The organism is Catenulispora pinisilvae (assembly GCF_015356865.1).
Taxonomy (GTDB): domain Bacteria; phylum Actinomycetota; class Actinomycetes; order Streptomycetales; family Catenulisporaceae; genus Catenulispora; species Catenulispora pinisilvae.
Genome location: NZ_JAAFZA010000126.1, coordinates 1 through 22,345, shown reverse-complemented (window position 1 = coordinate 22,345; position 22,345 = coordinate 1). Strand labels below are relative to the sequence as shown.

Sequence of the window (22,345 nt, the reverse complement as noted above, 5' to 3'; positions counted from 1 at the left end):
TTCTTGACCTTCACCCAGGGGCCGAGTCCACAGTCAGGGACACCGGGCGATCACCCGGAACGAGGGAGAAGACCATGGACCTGCTCAGCATCAGCGCGTTCGCGCAGCTGACCCGCCTGTCGCCCAAGGCCCTGCGGCTCTACGACGAACTGGGTCTGCTCGCACCGGCGCACGTCGACCCGGCCTCCGGCTACCGCTGGTACTCCGCGGGCCAGCTGGCGCGCGCCCGCCGAGTCGCGCAGCTGCGTCAGCTGGACATGCCGCTGGCCCGCATCCGGACGGTCATCGACCTGCCGCCCGAGGGGGTGGCGGCGGAGGTCGGTGCTTACTGGAGCGAGCAGCGCCAGGCCTGGCAGGCCAAGCAGGAACTGGTCGACTACCTCATCAACCACCTGACAGGAAAGGCAACCACCATGTACGACGTCAGCGTCCGCGCCCTCCCGGCCCGGACCCTCCTGACCATCACCGAACACCTGACACCGGACCAGATCGGCGCCTTCGCCACTCCCCTGTTCGCGCTCTTCGGCGGCCCGACCGTCGACCGCCCCGAAGGCGAGGCCGGCCGGCCGTTCCTGCGCTACCACGGCGAGATCAGCAACGACAGCGACGGCCCGGTGGAGTTCTGCTGCCCGATCATCGCCGCCGACGGCGCCGACCTGACCCGCCGCCACCCCGACATGACGACGGTCACCGAGCAGGCGGGGCGCGAGGCGTACATCAGCGTCCCCAAGGCGAACATGATGACCGCGGTCGGCTTCGAGTCGCTGCACGAGTGGCTCATCGACCACGACGAGGAGGCTGACTGGCTGCCCCGGCAGATCTTCCTGCGCGACCCGGAGACGGCCGAATCCACGGACGCGGTCTACGAGTTGGCGGTCGGTTTGCGCGGGTGAGGCGCGCGGGCTCAGTGCTACCTGGGGCGGTCCATGCGTCAGGGGGCTGAGTTCGGCGGCCGGGTCCATCGTGCGTACACGATGGACCCGGCCGTCTGAGTCTTCAACCAGCCAACTTCAACTAGGTCTCAGCCAGGCTTCGACTAGGCGTTCTTCGCCAGGCAGGTGGCCAGGCGGGTCTGGGCGCGCTTCAGCAGGCTCCGGCTCCGGTCCCGCTGCGGGGTGAGCTCGACCCTGCCGGTGTCGTAGGCCTGCCTGGCGTCCCGGTACTCGGCCTCGGCCGCCTGCCACGCGTCCTTGTTCGAGGCCACTTGCTGCTCCAGCGCGACCATCTCCGGCGACTGCGGGTCGTCGCCGTCGTCCAGCATGCCGCGGTAGTCGTCGCGCGACTCGTAGTAGACGACGTGCGCGTACTCCGCCTGACTGTCAGCATCCTGCTTGGCCCAGTCGAGGCCTTCGAGCTGGTGCTCGATGCCCTCCAGATCCGTGCGGTGCCGGTCGACGGTCGCCTGGTACGCGGCGCACGGCTGGCCGGCAGTGGCGGCGGTGGCGGCGGTGGCGGCGGCCTGGGCCGGCGCGGTCGACACGACGAAGCCGGCGACGACCAGCGCGGAGACGGCGAGACGGGCGATGCCTCGGGTGTGCATGGAAAGCTCCCTTGTGCGAGTTCTTACTGCACACCCATTAGGTGAGACATCGCCCGATGTCGGCCGCGCGCCACGCCGAGGGACACGAACAGTCGTACTTATAGTTCGCACCGATGGACGTGTTCGGTCGATGTTGCTGCCCGTCAGCCCTCAGCCGTCAGCCGTCAACCGCCAGTCGTCAACCCTCAGCCGTCAACCGTCAGTCGAAGCTCAGCCCGAACTGCTCCGCCTGGCCGATCGACGTCGAGCTGGCGATCAGCGGCGAGGAGCCGCCGTTCGGCGCCGTCACATAGTCGTTGTTCGCATGCGACCGCAAACTGACGCTGCCGATGCCGTTGGCGACGAGGTCGAACTCCTCCCACGGCCCGATCGACGTGCGATTGGCGATCAGCGCCGAGGCACCGGCGTTGTCCGCCGTCACGATGTCGCTGTTCGCGTGGGCCCGCAGGCTGACGCTGCCGTCGCTGTTGGGCATCAGGTCGAACGTCTCCCACGGTCCGACCGACGTGCGGTTCGCGATCAGCGGCGACGCTCCGGCGTTGTCCGCGGTGACATAGTCGTTGTTCGCGTGGGCCTGGAAGCTGACCGGGACGGTGTCGCGGACCAGGTCGAACTCCTCCCACGGCCCGATCGAGGTGCGGTTGGCGATCAGCGGCGAGGCCCCGGCGTTGTCGGCCGTGACAATGTTCTGATTCGTGTAAGAACGAAGGCTGACGCTCCCGTCCGCGTTGTGGATCAGCCCGAACACCTCCCAGTTGCCGACCCCGCCCCGGTTGGCGATCAGCGGTGCGGCGCCGTCGTTGTCGGCGGTCACCCAGCTGTTGTCGGACAGCGCCATCAGGTTCACAGTGCCGTCGGTGCCGGTGACCAGCTCGAACTCCTCGGGCTTGGCGATCGAGGCGGAGTCCGCGATCAGCGCCGTGGTGTTGTTGGCCGCGTCGACGTACTTGCCGTTCGCGTGCGCCTTCAGGCTGACCACGGACGCGCTGGTGCTGAACGTGGTGTTGTTGTTCGCGTAGCCGGCGGCGGTGACGTTCGCCTGCACCGCGTTCTCGGTCGCGTCGGAGGGGAAGCCGGAGGTGACGGCGCCTTCGAAGAACTCGCCCTTGCCCAGATCGCTGTTGTCCCCGCCGGTGCCCAGTTCGATCGAGTTCTGCACTTTCATCGGGTTGTATCCGGGGCTCGGCAATGCCCCCGAATACGCTTGCGTCAACCCGCCGGATTGTCCGCTGCCGTATTTCAGCGTGAAGTCGGTGGTGCCGTTGTTCTTCTCCCAGGCGGTCACGAACGACCCGGTCTCGCTGGGGATGCCGGAGGGGTTGGGACCCTTGTCGCTGAAGTACATGCCGTTCTCCAGGTCGCCGCCCACCCACGGGCCGCTCCCGGTGCAGCCGCCGGTCCAGCACGCGGTGCCGTAGTAGATGGCGTTCATCGTGCCGTTGCCATCGTCGCTGTCGTTGGTCTCGGCCGAGCCGAAGTCGAAGCAGCAACTGCCGCTGGTCAGGTTGGACGACGTCAGCATGTACTCACCCTCGGGCTGCGCGCCGGTGGGCACGTTCTTCGCGGCGTTATTGCGGTATCCGGTGCCGACGTTGTTGACGAGCACTCCATACGCCGGCTGGCCGCCGACCGTCACAGGCAGCGCCATCGCGTTCGCGCCGATGTCCGCGCCGTTGGGGCCGGGACCGCCGAGCCCGCCGGAGCAGCCGGAACACGACTTGCCGGGCGAGACCGGCAAGGTGTTGGCGTTGGCGCTCTGGTCGTAGAGCTGGGTGATGGTGCAGGTGGTGCCGGAGCAGAACGAGGCCTGCGGCGCGGAGTTCGCCACCCCGCCCGCGGACTCCAGGCCGATATTCAGGGTGCTGTTATCGGAGGCGCGCTGGACCTGGTACAGCGGGCCGTCATACGAACCGAACATCGCCCGGGTGGTGCTGTACGCGGCCTGGCACGGTGTGTTGCCGGACGCGTAGATGTCGCACGGCCCCTGCGTCGCCGCCGTGGCCCTCGTCGTGGTCGCGGCGAGCACCGGCACCGTGAGCGCCAGCGCGAGCAGGAAGCCGAGCAGCAGCCGCAGGCGCGGCGAGAGTCTGATCTTGGCCAGCACAGATACCTCCGGGAGACGTCAGGCCTATGACACACCGGACACATTCATCCGACTATTGACATAAGTCAAGACTCGGCGCCGAATCTGGCGGAGGTGTTTCGGTGGATCTCCTGCATAACCCCGCTAGCCGCCTGCCATTCCAGGGCAGGCGAATGCCCGACTCCTCGACGACGGGTCTGCCGCCGGGGAGCCGGGTCGGTCGATCCAGGCGGTCAGCAGGTCAGGTTGCCGCCCGGGGTGACGCCGAGGATGGAGGTGAAGGACTCGTAGTCGTTGACCCGGTCCTGCATCTCCCCGGTGTTGCCGCCGTTGCACTCGATGTCGTTGATGGCCCGGATGGTGGCGCCGAACCCGTTTCCGTCGACCATCGCCTGGTGCGAGGTCACCGAACCGTTCCCGGTCCCGGTGAACCAGTACCACAACGCGGTCTCCCAGGAGATCGCCGAGTTGGTGGCGACCAGGTCCGGGTTGTCCAGCAGGTCCTGGCCGATGGCCTGGCCCGCCGCGTGATAGTTGAAGTTCCAGGACAGCTGCAACGGGCCGCGGCCGTAGTAGGAGTACGTGCCGGCCGGGCAGCCGTAGGACTGGCTGGTGTCGCAGTAGTCGCCGGACTGGTCGATCTCGCGGATGTACACCAGGCCGCCGGTCTCGTGGTCCACGTTGGCCAGGAACGCCGCCGCCTCCTGGCGCTGCGTCGTGGAGCTGCCGGTGGTGGCGAACGCCGGGTAGGCGCTGAGCGCGGAGACCAGGCCGCTGTAGGTGTAGAAGGCGTTCCGGCTCGGGAACATCTGGTCGAACTGCGCCTCGCTCACCACGAACCCGCCGCCGCCGCTACCGCCGCCGGGCAACGTCCAGGACTGGTTGGCGGTGCCGGCGCAAGCCCAGATCTGCACCTGAGTGCCCGAACCGCCATAGCCGGTGTCGTCCAGGCACTTGCCGGAGTTCGGGTTCAGCAGCGCGCCGTTCGACTGCGGCTGCCACACCTGAGCGCCGGTGCCGTTGCAGGTGTACAGATCGACCAAGGTGCCGTTGGCGGTCCCGGCGCCGGTCACATCCAGGCACATGCCGAGGACTTGCAGCGTGCTACCGGATCCCACCGTCCACTGCTGGGCGCCGGTGCCGTTGCACGTGTACACCTGGATCGGGTTCGACAGCGCGGTACTGGCAGCGCGATCGTCCAGACACAGCCCCTGATAGCCGGTGATCTGGCCGGTGCCGCTGGCGGCGTGCGCGACGCTCGCGGCGCCGAGCCCGGTACCGATTCCGATACCGGCCACGAGCGCGAGCGCTCCGAGGACGGACACCGCGCGGCGTCTGAACCTGTGTATCAGCGAGCTCTTAGTCGGTTTCATCCGGTCGGTCCTGCCTTCCTGACGTGAGTGATGATGAGCCCTGACGAACCGGTGCCTCCTAGCCGGGAAGGTGTCTCTTAGCCGGGAGGGCGCCTCCTAGCCGGGAAGGTTCCATTGCTGGTTGGCGGACCCGGTGCAGTCCCAGATCTGGAGCCGGGTGCCGTTGGCGCTGCTGGCGCCGGTGGCGTCCAGGCAGCGTCCCGAGTTCGCGTTGCGCAGGCTGTTGTTCGCGCCGGCCGCCCACTGCTGCGCGGCCGTTCCGTTGCAGTCGTAGAGCTGGACCTGCGTGCCGTTCGCGGTGCCGGCTCCGGTGACGTCCAGGCACTTGCCGAGCGCTCGGACCGTGCCGTCGGTGCCGACGGTCCACTGCTGCGCACCGGTGCCGTTGCAGTCGTAGAGCTGGACGGCCGTGCCGTTGGCGGTGTTCGCGCCCGCGACGTCGACGCACTTGCCGCCGATGCCGGTGATCGGACCGGTGCCGCCGCCACCGCCTGAGCCCGGCGTGGCGTTGAAGGAGAAGGAGTTCGTGCCCAGCCCCTGGCCGCCCTGCCAGATCTCGAACCCGGCCTCGGCGTCGATCAGGTAGGAGTTCGGGCCGGTGATGCCGCGCTGGACCGAGTCATCGATCAGGGCCTTGACATCAAGGTTCGTCACCGAGGTGCTGCCGCCCTGCAGGACGTAGGACACGATGTTCCAGGACGTCTGGCGGCCGGTGTAGACGTCCCAGTTCAGGCCGCCGGCGGACACGGTCCCGGTCTTCGACCCGAACGGCCCCACCCCGCCCCGGCTGTTGATCCAGATCATGATCTCGCTGTCGTCCGGCTGGCCGCCGGTGGTCGGCGCGGAGTTGGTCCACAGGTCGTAGGCGACGTCATACGCGCCGGAGCCCGGCTGGTCGGTCGACCAGGACGACGTCGCGCTGCCCAGATTGCCGACCTGGATCGGCAGCCCGCTGTTGGTGGTGCACGCGCCCCAATGGCACCCCTTGTAGATCGAGGGATACGTGGCCGGCGCGCCGCCACTGAGGTTGAAGTTCGCGGTACTCACCGTCCACGCGGTGCCGGACGTGGCGGTCACGCACTGCGGATCGGAGGAGTTCCACTCGTTGTTCTGCAACGTGTACTCGCCGCCGGCCAGGCTGACAGAGCCCTGCGGCTGGCAGTTGGTGACGTCCGCGGGAGCCGCGGCGCCGTGCGCGGACCCGGCGCTCACGGCAGTCATGGCGGGCCCGGCAAGCGCGACGCACACCGCCACGAAGATGGATGGGACGCGAGAGCGGATCGACAATCTTCGAAACATGGGAGGAGCCCCTTACCGAATGAGGCATGGCGGCACCGCACGAGAGACCTGCGGTGGGTGGCAGTCGAGAGTGGGACTGTGACAGCCCTTTAATTCACGACTTAGTTCACGTCTGGATTGAACTCCCGACGCCCCGGCGGGTCAAGGGTCTAGACCAAAGTCATCGCGGCGGGAACCGCTAAGCGCCTATCCGGCCGTCGCCGCCGTTGCGGCCTCCGGACTCGAAGCGAGTCTTGACGCCCGGACCGCCAGCACCAGCGCGATCACCGTGATCACGGCGGCGGTGGCGAAGGCGGCGTGGTAGCCGATGCCCGCGGCGATGGAGCCGCTGACCGGACCGGCGATCAGGATGCCGATGTCCCAGAACGATGTCATCGCCCCGACCGCAGCGCCGCCTGATTCGGTGCGGGCGCGGCGCAGGGTCATGGCCGCGGTCGCCGGGTAGATGAGGCCGAGTCCGGCTCCGGTGATCGCGGCGCCGGCGAGGGTCACGGCGAGGTTCGGTGCCGCGGCCAGCAGGGCCAGGCCCGCCGCCTGGACGACCAGGGTCACGCGCGCCACGGCCGCGCCGCCGTGGCCGTCGACCAGCGGGCTGCCGAAGCCGCGGATCAGGAGGAAGGCGCAAGCGAAGACCGGGAGCGCCACGACTCGGCCGGTGGAGTGGCCCAGCGACAAGACCAGCAGTGCCGCGAGCGTGCCATAGCCGTACGCGGCCAGGCCGATGATCGACCCGGGCAGCGTTACACCTGGAGGTAGAAGCGGGCCCGGATTCCGAGTGCCGGCCACGAAAGTCGGCTTCTGGGCCGTCACCACCAGCACCGCCGACAGCAGTGGCAGCGCGGCGACCGTCCACCACACCGCGGTGGAGCCGGCCACCCCGGCGACGGCCGCGGCCAGCACCGGTCCCAGCGTCAGGCCGCCCCACATCGACAGGCCGAACCAGCCGGCGACGCGGCCGCGCTGGTCGGGCGGGGTGTCGGCGAGGACCCACGGGAGTGCGCCGGAGAACAGGGCCGCCTCGCCCGCGCCCATCACCAGGCGGCAGAGCAAGAGCACTGCGATGTCCGGGGCGAACAGTGTGCCGGCGCCGGCCACCGCCGCCAGCAGGCCGCCGACGACGACCACGGCGCGCGAGCGGCCGGCGTCGCCCCAGCGGCCGGCGAAGGGGCGGCCGGCGGCGGTCGCGGCGAAGGCGGCGCCGACGACCAGGCCGGTCATCGCCGGTCCGACGTGGAACTTCGTGGACAGGAAGGGCGGTAGTTCCTGGAGCGTCGCGCCGAGCGCGAGGTAGCCGCTCAGCACTGCCAGCCAGAGTCGTCGTGTCGGTGCCACCCGGCTGACAGTACCGATCGGTACTGTGACAGTACAAGTCGGTATCGTAGGGCGGGAAGGAGGTGCGACCGTGGCCCAAGGAGTGCCGCCCAACCCGTCCGCCACCCGCGCGCGGATCCTGGACACCGCGACGGCGCTGTTCTACGAACGCGGCGTGCACGCGGTCGGCGTCAACGAGATCGCCGCGGCGGCGGGGGCCTCGAAGCTGAGCCTGTACCGGTACTTCCCGTCCAAGGCGGAGCTGGTCCGGGCCATGCTCACCGAGCACAGCGACCGCATCCACGCCTGGCTGGCGCGCAAGACCGCGCCGGCGACGGCGTCCGGGCCGGAGCGCGTGCTGGCGGTCTTCGACGTCCTCACCGAGTGGTTCGCCCAGCCCGGCTACCACGGCTGCGCGATCGTCAACGGCGTCACCGACACCCGCGCCGATCCGGAGGTCGCCGCGATCGCGCGCGCCCACCTGCACCGCTATCTGGACCTGCTCGAAGACCGGCTCGCGGGCCTGGCCGTGGCCGATCCCGGGACGCTGGCCAGGCAGTTGCTGCTGCTGATCGAGGGCGCCAGCGTCGTCGTCACCATCGAGGGGAGGACCGACGCCGGCGCGGACGCGCGGAAGGCGGCAGCGGCGCTCCTGCGGGCGGCCACGCCAGCGAGCTGACCTACCCGTCTGGAATCACTGTCGGGTCCTCGGCCTCGGCCTCAGCCTTCGGCGGTCATCGTGCGCAACGCCTCCTCCATACCGTCGACCGACTCCGCGCCGAGGCGTTCTACCCACATCCGCCGGTGCCGGGCCATCGTCTCGGTGGTCCGCCACAGCGCACGGCGGCCCAGGGGCGTGATCCGCACGAGCTTGGCGCGGGCGTCGGCCGGGTCGGGCACGCGCTCCACGTAGCCCGCGTGTTCGAGGGCTGTGACGGTCTTGGCCGCGGCCTGTTTGGACACGCCGAGCCGACGGCCGAGTCCGGCGGCCGTGATGCCCTCGCCGATGGCGTCGAGGACCACGCCGTGCAGCAGCCGAAAGTCCGGTTCGGCAGCCGCGACCTTGGTAGCCGCGGCTCCGATAGCCGCCGGGTCGGAGTCAGCCCGCTCGGCGGGCTCGGTGAGCTCCGCGAGCTCGGCAAGCTCGACCTGCGCATCGTCGATCAGGGCCCGGAATCCCCGCAGCAACAGCAGCGGCAGCTCCGAGCCCCGCGGTACGACCGCGTCCGACCCGATCGATCCCGGCACCGGGTCAGCCGGGGACGTGGAAGTCCCGCCGATACCACAGCAGCGGCCGGGTGACGGAGTCCAGCCGTACCGCGATCAGCTCCCCGACCAGCAGGTCGTGGTCGCCGATCGTGATCCGCTCGGCGGTGCGGCACTTGAAGACCGCGTTGGCGTCGGACAGACACGGCAGCTCGGTGACCGGGCAGGCCTCGAACTCCCGCCCGGCGAACCGGTCGGCGCCGTGCTCGGCGAACCGGCGGGCCAGCGCCCGGTGCTGGTCGCCCAGCAGGTTGACGGCGAACCCCTCGGCCTTGGCCAGCGCGTCGTAGCAGCTGGAGGTGTGCGCCACCCCGACCACGACCAGCGGCGGGTCCAACGACATCGAGGCCACCGAACTCGCGGTGAACCCCCACGGGCGCCCGTCCGGGCCCCGGGTGGTGATGATGGCGAGCGGCGCCGCCAGCCGGGACATCGCCTCGCGGAAGACGACGGGATCCACGGCGGACAGACCGCTGTCGACAGACGTGCTCACGACCGGCCCTTTCTACGGTGATGGTGCTCGATTCGGGATCGGGACACCCGCGGGCGCGGCGCGCGCGCCCGCGAGCTCGGCCTCAGGTTCAGGCTCTACCTCTACCCCTGGCTCTACCTCTGGCTCTGTTCAGCCGATCAGGCCTTCGCCGCACTGCGCGCAGCCTCACGCGACTGCGCCGCGAAGTCCGCACGGTTCTCCGACACCCAGCGCTGCGAAGCCCGCCGGCTGTCCAGCGCGCCGTTGAAGTTCGGCGCGACGTAGCGGGCCAGCAGCTCGTAGCTGTGCTTGGTCTGCTCACGAGTGGCCCAGTCCTGGGTGTTGACCAGCAGGGTGCCGAAGCCGCCGCTGTCCTCGAGCATCCGGCCGATCGCCTCGACCGCGTCGTCCACCGAGCCGATGATCGCGGTGCGGGTCTGGACGGCCACCTCGGCCTCGCGGCCCTCCGGCAGCTTGGCCGAGGCGCCGATGGTGTCCCGGACGTACTCCCGGAACCAGTTGGCCATACCGTCCTGGACCTGGGCGAGCGCCTCGGCGCGGGTGTCGGCGATGTGCACGCAGATGGAGACCCGCCACTTGTCCCGGTCCACGGTCTTGCCGTGCGCGGCGGCCTCCTCCTCGGCCGCCTGCCAGAGCTTGGCCAGCGGCGGCTCCTCCATGCCGGGGCGGCCGGCGAACGTCAGGGAGTTGAGACCGTGCCGCCCGGCCAGCCGCATGCTGCGCTCCGAGCCCGCGCTGGCCACCATCATGTCGAAACAAGGCTTCTGATACGGCCGCAGGTGCAGCCGCGCCTCGTTCAGCTCGAACCAGTCGGTCTTCATGGTGAGCGGTTCCTCGGAGTGCAGCAGATGCACCAGCGCCTCCAGCGATTCGGACATCATCCGGCGCTGGTCGCCGGCCGCGATGCCCATCATGTGCGCGTCGGCCGGCGAGACCCCGGCGCCCATGCCGAACATCACCCGGCCCCGGCTCTGGTGGTCCAGCTGCACGACCCGGTTGGCCGTGGTCAGCGGGTGGTGGTAGGGCAGGCTGACGACGCCGGTGCCGAGCTTGATGCGCTTGGTGCGCTCGGCGGCGGCGGCCAGGAACACCTCCGGGGAGCTGACGGTGGACCAGCCGCCGGAGTGGTGCTCGCCGATCCACACCTCGTCCAGGCCGAGTTCGTCGAGCCACTGGACCAGGTCCAGATCCCGCCAGAAGTTGCTGGTCGGGTCCTCCTTCAGAGAGTGGAACGGCGGGATGAACGCGCCGAAGCGGAGAGTCATCGTGGGCTTCCTTCCATCAGGGATGTGGGTGTCGTGAAATCAGCGAACGGACAGGCCCGCGTCGAGGCGGACGGCCAAGCGGTCGCGCAGCCGGTCGGCCAGGGAGTCCAGATGCGGTTGCCGCATCACGCTGAAGTGGTCGCCGGGCAGGTCGAAGATCTCGACGGCGCCGCCGAGCCGGTCGCGCCAGGCCGCCGCGGTCTCGGCACTCGCCCCGCCGTCCGCGGCCCGCAGGAACAGCACTTCGCCGTCGTACGCCTGGGGGCGGTGGGCCAGCAGCGCGCGGAAGTTCCGCAGGAACCGTCGCAGGATCGGCTGGACGGTGTCCTCGCCGATGTCCTCCGGCAGGAACCCTTGCCGACGCGCCTCGGCGAACAGCAGCGACTCCTCGGCGGTACCGCCGGCGCCCCGGAAGAGGTCCGGTTCCGGTTCCCAGACCGCACCGGCGAGTCCGGCCAGGTCCCGGGCGAACCAGGAGAGCAACACGGCGTCGTCGACGTCGTCCGGCGCCGGGCCGGGCGGTTCGAGCAGGTCCACGACCGCGACCAGGTCCACCTCGTGCCCGGCCGCCGTGAGCTGCCGGGCGATCTCCAGGGCGAGCACGCCGCCCATCGACCAGCCGCCGATCCGGTAGGGGCCGCTGGGTGCGGCCGCGGTGATCGCGTCGAGGTAGTGGGCCGCCATGTCCTCGACGGTCTCCAAGGGCTCGTCGACGTCAGGGGTCTGCAAGGCGTAGAACGGCTGCCCGGCGCCGAGCAGACCGGCGAGCTCGGAATAGCAGAGCACGTCACCGCCGACCGGATGCACGAAGAACAGCGGCGTCGCTTCGCCCTCGGCCCGCACCGGCACCAATGCCCGGCGTCGGCCGTGCTCCTCGCGATCGCGCAGCGCCTCGGCCAGCAGCGCGATGGTCGGCCGGGCGAACAGGACCGACAGCGGCAGCGCGACCCCGGATTCGGCACGGATCCGGGCCATCAGCCGCACCGCCAGCAGCGAGTCGCCGCCGAGCGTGAAGAAGTTCAGATGCACACTGCGCGGGGCCGCTTCGAAGAACTCGGCCCAGACATCGGCGAGCATCCTCTCCTGCGCGTCGCGCGGCGCGACCACGTCGTCGCCGCTCTCAGCCTGCTGATCGACGGCCGGCAGTGCGGACCGGTCGACCTTCCCGTTACTGCTCAACGGAAGCGCGTCGAGCAGCACGATGTGCTGCGGCACCAGGTACTCCGGCAGCATCTGGCGCAGCGCCTTGTCCAGCGTGCCGCGATCGGCGTCCGGATCGGCGCCGCCGTCCATGACGACGTAGGCCGCGAGCTGCTTGGCCGACTCCCGGGCACCGAGCACCGTGACCACCGCGGTCCGGACTCCCGGACATCGGCTCAGCGCCGCCTCGATCTCGCCGAGTTCGATCCGGTAGCCCTGCACCTTGACCTGGAAGTCCTCGCGGCCCAGGAACTCGATGATCCCGCCGGGGCGGTAGCGGCCGAGGTCGCCGGTCCGGTAGAGCCGCTCGCCGGTGCTCGGATGACGAACGAACGACGCCTTGGTCTTGCGTTCGTCACCGAGATAGCCACGCGCGAGTCCGGACCCTGCGATGTACAGGTGTCCCGGGACCCACTCCGGGCACGGCCGCATCGCCTCGTCGAGCACGTGGAACTGCTGGTTGAGCAGCGGCACGCCGTACGGGACGCTCGACCATCCGGGATCGCCGTCGCCGATCGGGTGGTAGATGGACCAGATCGAGGCTTCGGTGGCGCCGCCGAGGCTGTAGAGGTCGGCAGAGGGAAGCAGAGTCCTGATCCTGGCGGGCAGCGCCACCGGGATCCAGTCCCCGCTCATCATGACCACCCGGACCGGCACCGGACCGGCGTTCGGCGCGGCCAGCGCGTGCTCGGCGAACATCTCCATCAGCGTGGGAACCGTGTTCCACACGGTGACGCGGTGTTCGGTGACCAGGTCGAGCCAGCGGCCCGGCTCCCGGTGCGCGTCCGGCTCGGGCAGCACGATCGCGCCGCCGGCCGCCAGCAGCCCGAACACGTCGTAGACCGACAGGTCGAAGTTGAGCGCGGACAGTGCCAGGACCCTGTCATCCTCGCCGACCCCGAACCGCGCGTTGATGTCGAGCACCGTGTTCAGCGCGCCGGCGTGCTCGATCATCACGCCCTTGGGCAGACCGGTCGAGCCCGAGGTGAAGATGACGTAGGCCAGGTCGCGGGCCCCGGCCCCGGACGGCGGCAACTCGGCCCCGCTCGGTTCCGTGGCCTGCGGCGAGTCGACGCTCAGTACGCTGACCGCCGCGGGCCAGCCGGTACGCTCGGCCACCCGCTGCTGGGTCAGCACCAGCGAGATGTCGGCGCTGTCCAGCAGCAACCGCAGCCGCTCGGCGGGCACCCCGGCGTCGATCGGCACGTACGCCGCCCCCGAGACGAGCACCCCGAGCACGGCCGCGATCTGCTCCCAGCCCTTCTCCATCACCACACCGACCAGCACGCCGGGCCGGGCGCCGCGCTCGCGCAGCCAGCGGCCCAGCCGGTTGGCCCGCTCGGCGAGTTCGCCGTAGGTCAGCTCTGTGTCAGGGGCGATCACCGCCGTCCGCTCGGGATACGCCGCCGCCTGGATCCAGAAGGGCTCGTGCAGCAGCCCGGCCGGCAGCGGGGCGGCGGTGGCGTTGGCCGCGCGGCGGTCGGCCAACGCGGCGTCGGGGACCAGCACCGGCGCCGGCTGCTGCCAGCTCGCCTCGTCGGTGCACAGATCGCGCAGCACCGACAGGTACGCCGCGAACATGTCGTCGATCATCCCGGCCGGGAAGATCTCCTCGACCACGTCCCAGTTCACGATCAGCGCGCCGGCGTCCTCGACCACCTGGTGGTCCAGCCACACCTGCGGCGTGCGGATCGAGCTGGAGACCTCCCGGCCGCCGCCGGTCAGCGAGGTCAGGTGCCAGGCCAGGCCGGTCGCCGCCGCGGAGTCCTCCTTCGCCGCGAAGTTCACCGTGCTGGCGAACACCACGGGCATCCCGGCCCGCAGCGAACCGCCGCCGGCCCGGTTGCGCTGCCGGAGGACCTCCACGCCGCTGACGTGGCTGTGCTCCAGGTCGGTCCACAGCCGGTGCTGCGTGCGCTGGGCCCGCACCGCGAACGGATCGGTGGCGGTGCTGTCCACCTCCAGCAGGCTGGTGCTGCTGAAGTTGCCGACCAGCTGGCCCACCGCGGCGTGCAGCGGCAGCCGGTTGAAGAACAGAACGTTGAGAGTGAACTTGCCGGTCTTGCTCCACGCCGCCAGGACCTGCGCGTAGGCGGTGCACAGCGCCGCCGACGGCGTCACCCCGGCCGCCGCGGCGTGGGCCTTGAAAGCGGCCCAGTCCGCCGCCTCCAGCCGACCGGAACGGTGACTGAAGACCGGCTTGCCCACCGTCGCAGGGTCCTTAGCCAGCGGCAGATCCGGGGCCGGCGGAAGCGAATCCAGCCGCTCCCCCCAGTACGCCGCCGACTTCGCGTGCAGTTCGGTGCCCTCGACGGCGCGCGCCGCCAGCACGTAGTCGCGGTAGCGGATCGGCAGGTCCGGCAGGTCCTCGTCACGGTAGGCCGCGGCCCACTCGCGGAAGAGCAGCGAGGTGCTCCAGGCGTCGATGATCAGCGCGTCCAGGCCGAGGTGCAGCCGGGTGGTCCGGTCATCGACCCGGGTCGCCCGGATCTCGAACAGCGGCCAGAGCGCCGTGTCGAAGACCATGTCGCGCATCTGTTCGTGAATCGCGTACAGACGCTGTTCCCTGATATCGAGCTGTTCGGCGCGCAGGTCCACGGTCTTGATCCGGTACGCGGGCACCTCGGGCAGCACCCGTTGGTAGCCGTCCGGGGTGACGACGGCCCGCAGCATGTCGTGCCGGTCGATCATCGCGCCCAGGGCCCGTTCCAGCCGCTCCAGGTCGAGGTCGTCGAGGTCCATTTCGAGGAAGAAGTAGGTCGAGACGTCGCCGAGCTCGAAGGCGCCGGAGCGGCCGACCAGGTAGGCCTGTTGGAGGTCGGTCAGCGGGAACGGTTCGTAGCGCTCGGCTTCGGACACCACCAGGGCGGGCAGTCCGGCCGAGGAATCCGATCCCGGCGCCTGACCGGCCTCGGCTGCCGCGCCGTCCCGCATTCCCATCCGGGACAGCACTTCCTCGGCCAGGGCGTCGGCGCTGCGGCCTTCGAGGAAGGCGACCATCGGCAGCGAGACCGCCAGTTGGGCCGACAGGGCTTCCTTGACCTCCAGCGCCATCAGCGAGTCCAGGCCGAGGTTCTGCAACGACTCGTCCGGGTCTAGGTCGGCGGCGGAGGAGCCCAGCGCGGCGGCGATGGTCGTCAGCACGATGGCCCGGACGTCGTCGGGAGTGCGTGTGGGGGCGGTGCCGCTGCCCGCCGCAGGGTTCGATGACGCTCGGACCGGGACGCGACCGGTCGGCCGGGCCCGGCCGTCGGCGCTCGTCCGCTGCAATTGCGAGCGGTCGGCGCGCCGCAGGTAGACGCCGTCGGCCTGGACGACCGTCCGCCCGCGCTCGTCGTAGAGGCGGACTTCGGCGCTCAGCAGGTCGGGGTCGGTGGTCGGCAACAGACGGACGTGGCAGTAGGCCGGGGCCAGGCTGTCGAAGCCGTCGTCGGGCCGGAAGCGGAAGCTGTCGAGGCCGACCAGCATGTACGTCGCGTCGGCTGGCGTGGACTCCGGCAGCGCCACGAACAGTGCCTGGAACAAGGCATCGGTCAGCCCGGGGTGCAGGCGGTAGCGTCGCACGTCCTCGCGAGCCAGCGGCCGCAGCCGGGCCAGGGCCGCGCCGCCGGTCCACCAGACGTGGTCGATCCAGCGGGCGGTCGGGCCGAGGTAGAGCTTGCGGCGCGACATCTGGCGGTAGAAGTCCTCGCCGGTGGTCTCCTGCGTCAGATCGAATCGCAGTGCCGTGAGATCCACCTCGGGGGCCGGCGGCGTCGGATCCGGGGCGATGCGGCCGCGGGCGTGCAGGACCCATTCAGGGTCCGCGTCCGGCGTTCCGGCAGGGTGTTCGGCGTAGTAGCCGTAGCCCAGGCCGTTGTTGCCGTCGGGTTCGACCAGCAGCTGGACGCTGACCGGTGCCTCCTGGTCCAGGACCAGGCTCTGGAGGACCAGGCATTCCTCGGCGACCAGCGGACCGGTGCCGTGCAACTCCCGAGCGGCCTCGATCGCCGATTCCAGGTAGACGCCGATGTTGACCACCGGGAGCCCGTCCATCACACAGTCGCCCAGGCACGCGTGGACCGTCGGCGACAGCCGGGTCTGGAACTGGATGACGTCCAAGGGCGAGGCAACCCGTTGGCCCAGCAGCGAATCCGCCGCTGTTCCGGCCTCCGAAGCCGGACCGGCTGCCGAGGTGGTCCCGGCTGACGCCACCGCGTTCGCCGTTCGAACACTCGGTCGGAACCAGTGCCGGCCGCGCTGGAACGGGTAGGTCGGAGCGCTGACCTTGTGCCGCGGGCGGCCCTGGTAGAACGCGTCCCAGTCCACTGCGATGCCCAGCGTGTGCAGGGCACCGACGCTGTCCAGCAGGACCGCCCAGTCGTCGTGGTTCTTACGCAGCGAGGGCAACAGCGTGGTCGCGCGCCGCTCGTCGCCGGCCGGCAGGAAGCGCTTGGCCATCCCGATCAGCGTCGGGGCCGGGCCCAGCTCGACGAAGGTCCGCAGGCCCCGGTCGTAGAGGGCTGTCATGCCGTCGTGGAACCGGACCGGGGCGCGGACGTGCTCGCGCAGGTAGGCCGCGCTGAAGGCGTCCGGTCCGGTCAGCGCCGCGCCGGTGACGTTGGAGAGCAACGGGATCCGGGGAGCGGAGAACTGGATCGTCCGCGCCAGCTGTTCGAACTCCTCCAGCATCGGATCCATCAGCGGCGAGTGGAAGGCGCACTCGACGGTGAGCCGCTTGGACTTCACGCCCTCGGCGGCGAACGCGTCCAGCAGGGCTTGGACCTCGTCCTCGGCGCCGGAGACGACCACACTCTCCGGGCCGTTCACCGCCGCGATCGAGACCATCCGGGTCATCGCCGCGACCCGCTCGCGCACCCGCGGTTCGGCGGCGAACACCGTGGCCATCGCGCCGCCGGGGGTCAGCTCGCTCATCAGCCGGCCGCGCCCGGCGGCCAGCCGCAGGCCGTCCTCCAGGCTCATGACGCCCGCGACACAAGCCGCGACCAGCTCGCCGACGCTGTGCCCGAGCACCGCCGACGGCCGCACCCCCCAGGAACCCCAGAGCTCTGACAAGGCGTATTCGACGGCGAACAGCGCGGGCTGGGTGTAGCGGGTCTGGTGGATCAGTTCGGCGTCCGCCTCGTCCTCGGGATACAGGACGGACAGCAACGGCCGGTCCAGCGGCTCGCGCAGCAGTTCATCGCAGAGATCGATGATCCGGCGGAACTCCGGTTCGGTCTCGTAGAGCGTCCGGCCCATCCCGGCGTACTGGTCACCCTGACCAGTGAAGACGAAGGCGACGCCGGAGGTGTCGGCGGCGCGGACTTGGCCGCGCCACACGCCCTTGGGCCGGATGCCGTCCTTCGGCACCGCCGACGCGCCCAGCGCGGCGGACGCGCTCAGCCCGACGGCGAGATCGACCGGGCCGGAGCCGCTGACGGCCAGCCGGTGTGCGAACCCGGCCCGGCCGGTCGCGGCGGTGAAGCAGAGGTCTTCGACGAAAGCGGGGTCGGCCCCGGCGAGCCGGTCCCGGTAGCGCAGCGCGAGCGCGTCGAGCGCCGCCGGGGTCTTGGCCGACAGGATCAGCAGGTGGGCTGTCCGCTCCGGCTCGGTCGGAGCCGGAGCGGACAGCGACGGCGCCACTGCGGCGGGCGCCTCGGCGACCACTACGTGGGCGTTGGTGCCACTGGCACCGAACGAGCTCACGCCCGCGATCCGCGGACGGTCCCCACGGGGCCAGGGTCGCCCGGCGGTTGGGATCTCCACCGCCAGGTCTTCGATGCCGATCTCGGGATTGACCCGGTCCAGGTGCAGATGCGGAGGTATCTCCTCGTTCTGCAGGGCGAGCACCACCTTGATGAGCCCGGCGACACCGGCCGCCGGCTCCAGGTGGCCGATGTTGGTCTTGACGGAGCCGACGAGCAGCGGGTCCCGACCGTCGCGCGCGCCGCCGAACACCTGGTCCAGCGCGCGCAGTTCGAGCGGGTCGCCCAGCGGCGTGCCGGTGCCGTGCGCCTCGACGTAGGAAACCTGGTCCGGGCTCACCATCGCGGTACTCAGGGCACGACGGACCACGTCCTGCTGGGCCCGCGGGTTGGGCACCGTCACTCCGCTGCTGCGGCCGTCCTGGTTGACGGCCGAGCCGCGGATCACGGCCAGCACCCGGTCGCCGGCGGCCTGGGCGTCGGAGAGCCGCTTGAGCACGACGACCCCGCAGCCCTCGCTGCGGACATAGCCGTCCGCGGCCTCGGCGAACGTCTTACATCGGCCGTCCGGCGCCAGCATGTGCGCCTTGGCGGCGACCACCGACCACTCCGGGGCCAGCAGTACGTTGACACCGCCGGCCAGCGCCATCGAGCTCTCGCCGGAGCGCAGGCTCTGCACGGCCAGGTGCAGGCCGACCAGCGAGGAGGAGCAGGCGGTGTCCACCGACAGGCTGGGCCCGTTCAGGCCGAGCCAGTAGGACAGCCGGCCGGCGGCGAAGGTCGAGGCGTTGCCGGTCAGCCCGTAGGCCTCCAGGTCGGCCGGATCGACCTGCTGCAACATGGTCTGGACGTAGTCGTTGGTGGTGATGCCGAAGAACACGCCGGTGGCCGATCCGGTGAGCCCGTCGGGCCGCTGCCCGGCGTGCTCCAGCGCCTCCCAGCTGACCTCCAGCAACAGGCGCTGCTGCGGGTCGAGGTAGGCGGCCTCGCGGTCGGAGATCCCGAAGAACGCGGCGTCGAACTGGTCGACGTCGGCCAGGAAGCCGCCGCGGGTGGTGTTCATCTTGCCGGGCGCGCCGGGCGTGGGGTCGTAGAAGGCCTCGGCGTCCCAGCGGGAGGCCGGAACCTCGCCGATGCCGTCGCCGCCGGCGCGCAGGAACTCCCAGAACGCCTCGGGGTCCTCGGCGCCGCCGGGCATCCGGCAGGCCAGGCCGACGATGGCGATCGGTTCGGTCCGGGCCAGTTCGGCGGCGGCCAGTTCGCCGCGCAGCCTTCTGATCTCGTGGACCGACCGGGCCAGCACCGACTGGCGGTCGTGCTCCTCGACGGTGGTCATCGGCCCTCCCCCGCGTCGCTGTTCGCCGTCCCGATCTCGTCGGCCAGTACCGCGAGCAACTGTTCCTCCGTCAGGTCGTCCACGGACTGCGGGCCGCCGGGCTGCGGATCGGGGTGATCCGTCGGCGGTTCGGCCGTGGGAATCGGCGTCGTCGGCGCTGTGTCAGGGTTCGATGCCGGGACACCGGGGGTCCTGAGAGTCCCGAGGGTCCCGAGGTGTTCGGCGAGCTCGGCGGTCGTCGGGTGCTCGAACATGACCGGGGCCGGCAGCTTGCGGTCCAGCACGGCCTCCAACCGGGTGCGGACCCGGGCCGCCATCATCGAGTCCATGCCGAGCTGGAAGAAGCCGGCGGTCGGTTCGATCCGGTCCGGATCCATCTCCAGCACCTCGGCGACCGCGGCGAGTACGAGGTCATACATGGCCGTCGGTCCCGCCGTCGGGACGGCCACCGGAACGGCCGCCGGTCGCACGGTCCGGGCCGGAATCGGCTTCGCGGGCACCGTCGTGGGGACGGTGCCGACTTGGCCAGACGGCGCCCGATAGGCACCCAGCTGACGGAACCAGAAGCTCTCGTGCTGCCAGGCGTATCCGGGCAGCCGGGTAGCCGGGGCGCTGGCCGGCAGCAGGTTCGCAAGCGGCGCCGGCACTCCGTGCGCGTGCAGTGCGCCGAAGAGTTCGGCGACACCGTGCGTCTCCGGCTGGTCGCGACGCATCCCCGGCACGGCCAGCCCGCTGCGGCCGCTCGCCTCGAACGCCTGCTCGACGGCCGACAGCAGCGCGGGGTGCGGGCTCATCTCGACGAAGATCCCGTGCCCGGCGTCGATCAGCTGCCGCACGCCGTCCCAGAACAGCACGGGCTGCCGCAGGTTCCGCCACCAGTACTCGGCGTCGAACTCGGAGCCGTCGCAGAGCTCTCCGGTCACCGTGGACAGGATCGGGATCCGGGACGGACGCGGCTTGATGTCGGCCAGCTCGGCCAGCAGCTCCTCACGCAGCGGGTCCACCTGCGGGCTGTGGGAGGCGATGTCCACCTTCACCGGACGACAGAAGATGTTCTCGGCCTGGAGCCGCTCAGCTAGGGCGTCCAGCGCCTGCGGGTCTCCGGAGAGCACCGTGGACGTCGGACTGTTGCTCACCGCCGCCGACACCAGGTCGCTCAGGTCACTGATGTAGGTGTCCACGGCGTCGATCGGCAGCGCCACGACCAGCATCGCGCCCTGCTTGCTGATCCGCCGCAGCAGGGTGCTGCGACGGCAGCTGATCCGGGTGGCGTCCTCCAGGCTGAGCGCCCCGGCCACATACGCCGCGGCGATCTCGCCCATGCTGTGCCCGATCACGGCGGTCGGCTCGATCCCCAGCGCGCGGGTGCGGGCGGCCAGGCCGACCGCGATCGCGAACAGCGCGGGCTGGATGGTGTCGATCCGCTCCAGGACGGCGTCGGGATCCGGGTTGTGGATCTCGTCGAGGATCGAGCGGCCGAGCCAGGTCCGCATGGCCTCGTCGCATTCCCGCACCGCGGATCTGAACACCGGGCAGGACGCCATCAGTTCGCGCCCCATCCCGAGACGCTGGGCGCCCTGGCCGGGGAAGACGAACGCGACGCCGCGGCCGACGTCCGCCGAAGCCCGTCCGGTGCGCACCCCGACCGGGGCTTCACCGTCGAGCCACTGCGTGAGCCGGTCGGCGCCCTGCGCCGCCGAGTCCGCGACCACGGTCAACCGGTGCTCCAGCTGAGTGCGACGCACCGTGGCGGTGTGCGCCAGCGTGCTCAGCGGCACGGCTCGCGGGTCGAGGGCGGCGAGATGGTCGCGGTAGGCCTCGGCCATCGCGGTCAGCGCCTGGGAGGTGGCCGCGGAGATCGGGATCACCCGAGGCCGCGACTGCGATTGCGGCTCCAGTTGCCCGGCGGGACCCGGGTCTGCATGGTCCGCCTGATCTGCCTGGTCCGCTTGGTCCGCTTGGTCATGCTTGACCCGTGGGGCGGGGCCGAGAATGACGTGGGCGTTGGTCCCGCCGGCCCCGAACGAGCTGACGGCGGCGTGCCGGCGCTCGTCCGGCACGTCCCAGTCCTGCCGGGTGGTCGGGATGAACAGCCGGGTGTCTTCCAGGCTGATGTGCGGGTTGATCTGCTCCAGATACAGGTGCGGGACCAGGACCCGGTGATGGATGCTCAGCGCCGCCTTGATCAGCCCGGCCAGTCCGGCCCCGGCCTCCAGATGCCCGATGTTGGTCTTGATCGAGCTGAGCGCGCACGGCGCCGATTCGGCGTCGCGGACGCCGTAGACCGTGCTCAGCGCTTCCACCTCGATGGGATCGCCGAGCACGGTTCCGGTGCCGTGCGCCTCGACCAGCGTCACCCGGTCCGGAGTCAGCCTGCTGTTCTCAAGGGCCTGCGAAATGACCGCCCGCTGGGACCGGCCGCTGGGTGCGGTGAGCCCGTTGGTCAGCCCGTCCTGGTTGACCGCCGAGCCGTTCACGACCGCCCAGACCGCGTCGCCGTCGGCGACGGCGTCGGACAGCCGCTTGAGGACGATCGACGCCACGCCTTCGCCGCGGGCGTAACCGTCGGCCCGGGCGTCGAACGTCCGGCACCGGCCGTCCGGGGACAGCGGCAGGCCCTTGGCATGGGCCACGGTCATCGTCGGCGACAGGATCAGGTTCGCTCCCCCGACCACCGCGAGGTCGCACTCCCGGTTGCGCAGGCTCTGCGCGGCCAGGTGCACGGCCACCAGCGAGGAGGAGCAGGCGGTGTCCAGCGTCATGCTCGGCCCGTGCAGGTCCAGCAGGTAGGACAGCCGGTTGGAGATGATGCAGTTGGCGCCGCCGACCACGGTGTAGGTGTCGGCGCCGTCCGGCTCCTCCATCTGTAGGTGCAGGTAGTCCGAGGAGTTGGCGCCGACGAACACCCCGGTCGCGCTGCCGCGCAACCGGTCCCGGGTCAGGCCGGCGTCCTCCAACGCCTCCCAGGCGACCTCCAGGAAGAGCCGCTGCTGCGGGTCCATGCGGACCGCCTCGCGCGGCGAGATGCCGAAGAAGTAGGGGTCGAAGTGGTCCACGGCGTCGAGGAAGGCGCCGAAGCGGACCGGCATCCGGCCCGGGGTCTGCGGGTCGGGATCGTAGTAGGCGGCGGCGTCCCAGCGGTCCGCCGGGATCGGGGAGATGGCGTCGAAGCCCTTCTCCAATGCGTCCCAGAGATCAGCCGCGGAAGCGATGCCGCCGGGCAGTCGGCAACCGATGCCGACGATGGCGATACTCTCCCGCTTGGCCAGCTCCAGGGCGTCGATCCGGTTGCGGAACTGCTGGACGGCTGCCAGCGCTCGTTTCAGGGTGCCGTCCGTGGCCTGCGCCTCGGCGACCGGGGTCATCTAGATCGTCTCCATCCGCACGTTGAGCTCGGCGAGTTCGCGTTCGAGCAGAGCCGCCGGGCTGTCCGACAGTTCGCCGTCGGCGGGTTCGCCGATCGGATGGGGGTGGCTTTCATCGGGGGTGAGG

Annotated in this window: 12 protein-coding genes; 2 read left to right on the top strand and 10 right to left on the bottom strand. The window is 70.7% G+C overall.

Features of this window, described 5'->3' with window-relative positions; translation table 11 throughout:
* The first annotated feature begins 74 nt into the window (after positions 1–74).
* A complete protein-coding gene (locus tag IZR01_RS29280; RefSeq protein WP_194925739.1) occupies positions 75–893 on the top strand; it encodes a MerR family transcriptional regulator in 819 nt (272 codons plus the stop codon).
* A gap of 143 nt (positions 894–1,036) precedes the next feature.
* On the opposite strand, the gene IZR01_RS29275 is transcribed toward IZR01_RS29280, so the two are convergent.
* From IZR01_RS29275 to IZR01_RS29255, 5 genes are all read right to left on the bottom strand, one after another.
* Positions 1,037–1,540: a hypothetical protein gene (locus IZR01_RS29275; RefSeq protein ID WP_194925738.1), complete on the bottom strand. Its 504-nt coding sequence runs from the start codon at positions 1,538–1,540 to the stop codon at positions 1,037–1,039.
* A gap of 199 nt (positions 1,541–1,739) precedes the next feature.
* Positions 1,740–3,644 (bottom strand): arabinofuranosidase catalytic domain-containing protein, encoded by a 1,905-nt coding sequence (locus tag IZR01_RS29270; RefSeq protein WP_194925737.1) that lies wholly within the window; start codon positions 3,642–3,644, stop codon positions 1,740–1,742.
* A 212-nt stretch (positions 3,645–3,856) separates the two neighbouring features.
* Positions 3,857–4,996: a glycoside hydrolase family 19 protein gene (locus IZR01_RS29265; RefSeq protein ID WP_194895218.1), complete on the bottom strand. Its 1,140-nt coding sequence runs from the start codon at positions 4,994–4,996 to the stop codon at positions 3,857–3,859.
* A gap of 96 nt (positions 4,997–5,092) precedes the next feature.
* Positions 5,093–6,208, bottom strand: coding sequence for an RICIN domain-containing protein (locus IZR01_RS29260; RefSeq protein ID WP_323747132.1), 1,116 nt, complete (start codon positions 6,206–6,208; stop codon positions 5,093–5,095).
* A gap of 273 nt (positions 6,209–6,481) precedes the next feature.
* On the bottom strand, positions 6,482–7,627 hold the full coding sequence (locus IZR01_RS29255; protein ID WP_323746381.1) for an MFS transporter: 1,146 nt from the start codon (positions 7,625–7,627) through the stop codon (positions 6,482–6,484).
* A 70-nt stretch (positions 7,628–7,697) separates the two neighbouring features.
* On the opposite strand from IZR01_RS29255, the gene IZR01_RS29250 reads away from it, so the two are divergent.
* Positions 7,698–8,285, top strand: a complete 588-nt coding sequence (locus tag IZR01_RS29250) for a TetR/AcrR family transcriptional regulator (RefSeq protein ID WP_194895220.1) — start codon at positions 7,698–7,700, stop codon at positions 8,283–8,285.
* A gap of 41 nt (positions 8,286–8,326) precedes the next feature.
* Here the strand turns inward: IZR01_RS29250 and IZR01_RS29245 are convergent, their stop codons facing one another.
* The 5 genes from IZR01_RS29245 to IZR01_RS29225 form a co-directional block, all read right to left on the bottom strand.
* Positions 8,327–8,854 (bottom strand): MarR family winged helix-turn-helix transcriptional regulator, encoded by a 528-nt coding sequence (locus IZR01_RS29245; RefSeq protein WP_323747131.1) that lies wholly within the window; start codon positions 8,852–8,854, stop codon positions 8,327–8,329.
* Between the two features lie 4 nt (positions 8,855–8,858).
* Entirely contained in the window at positions 8,859–9,365 is a 507-nt protein-coding gene (locus IZR01_RS29240) for a flavin reductase family protein (RefSeq protein WP_323746383.1), read from the bottom strand.
* Between the two features lie 137 nt (positions 9,366–9,502).
* A complete protein-coding gene (locus IZR01_RS29235) occupies positions 9,503–10,630 on the bottom strand; it encodes an LLM class flavin-dependent oxidoreductase (protein ID WP_194895221.1) in 1,128 nt (375 codons plus the stop codon).
* Positions 10,631–10,669: 39 nt separating this feature from the next.
* Positions 10,670–18,853 (bottom strand): hybrid non-ribosomal peptide synthetase/type I polyketide synthase, encoded by an 8,184-nt coding sequence (locus tag IZR01_RS29230; RefSeq protein ID WP_194925735.1) that lies wholly within the window; start codon positions 18,851–18,853, stop codon positions 10,670–10,672.
* On the bottom strand, positions 18,850–22,218 hold the full coding sequence (locus tag IZR01_RS29225; protein WP_194895223.1) for a type I polyketide synthase: 3,369 nt from the start codon (positions 22,216–22,218) through the stop codon (positions 18,850–18,852). The genes IZR01_RS29230 and IZR01_RS29225 overlap by 4 nt, the downstream gene beginning before the upstream one ends.
* Positions 22,219–22,345 lie beyond the last annotated feature (127 nt).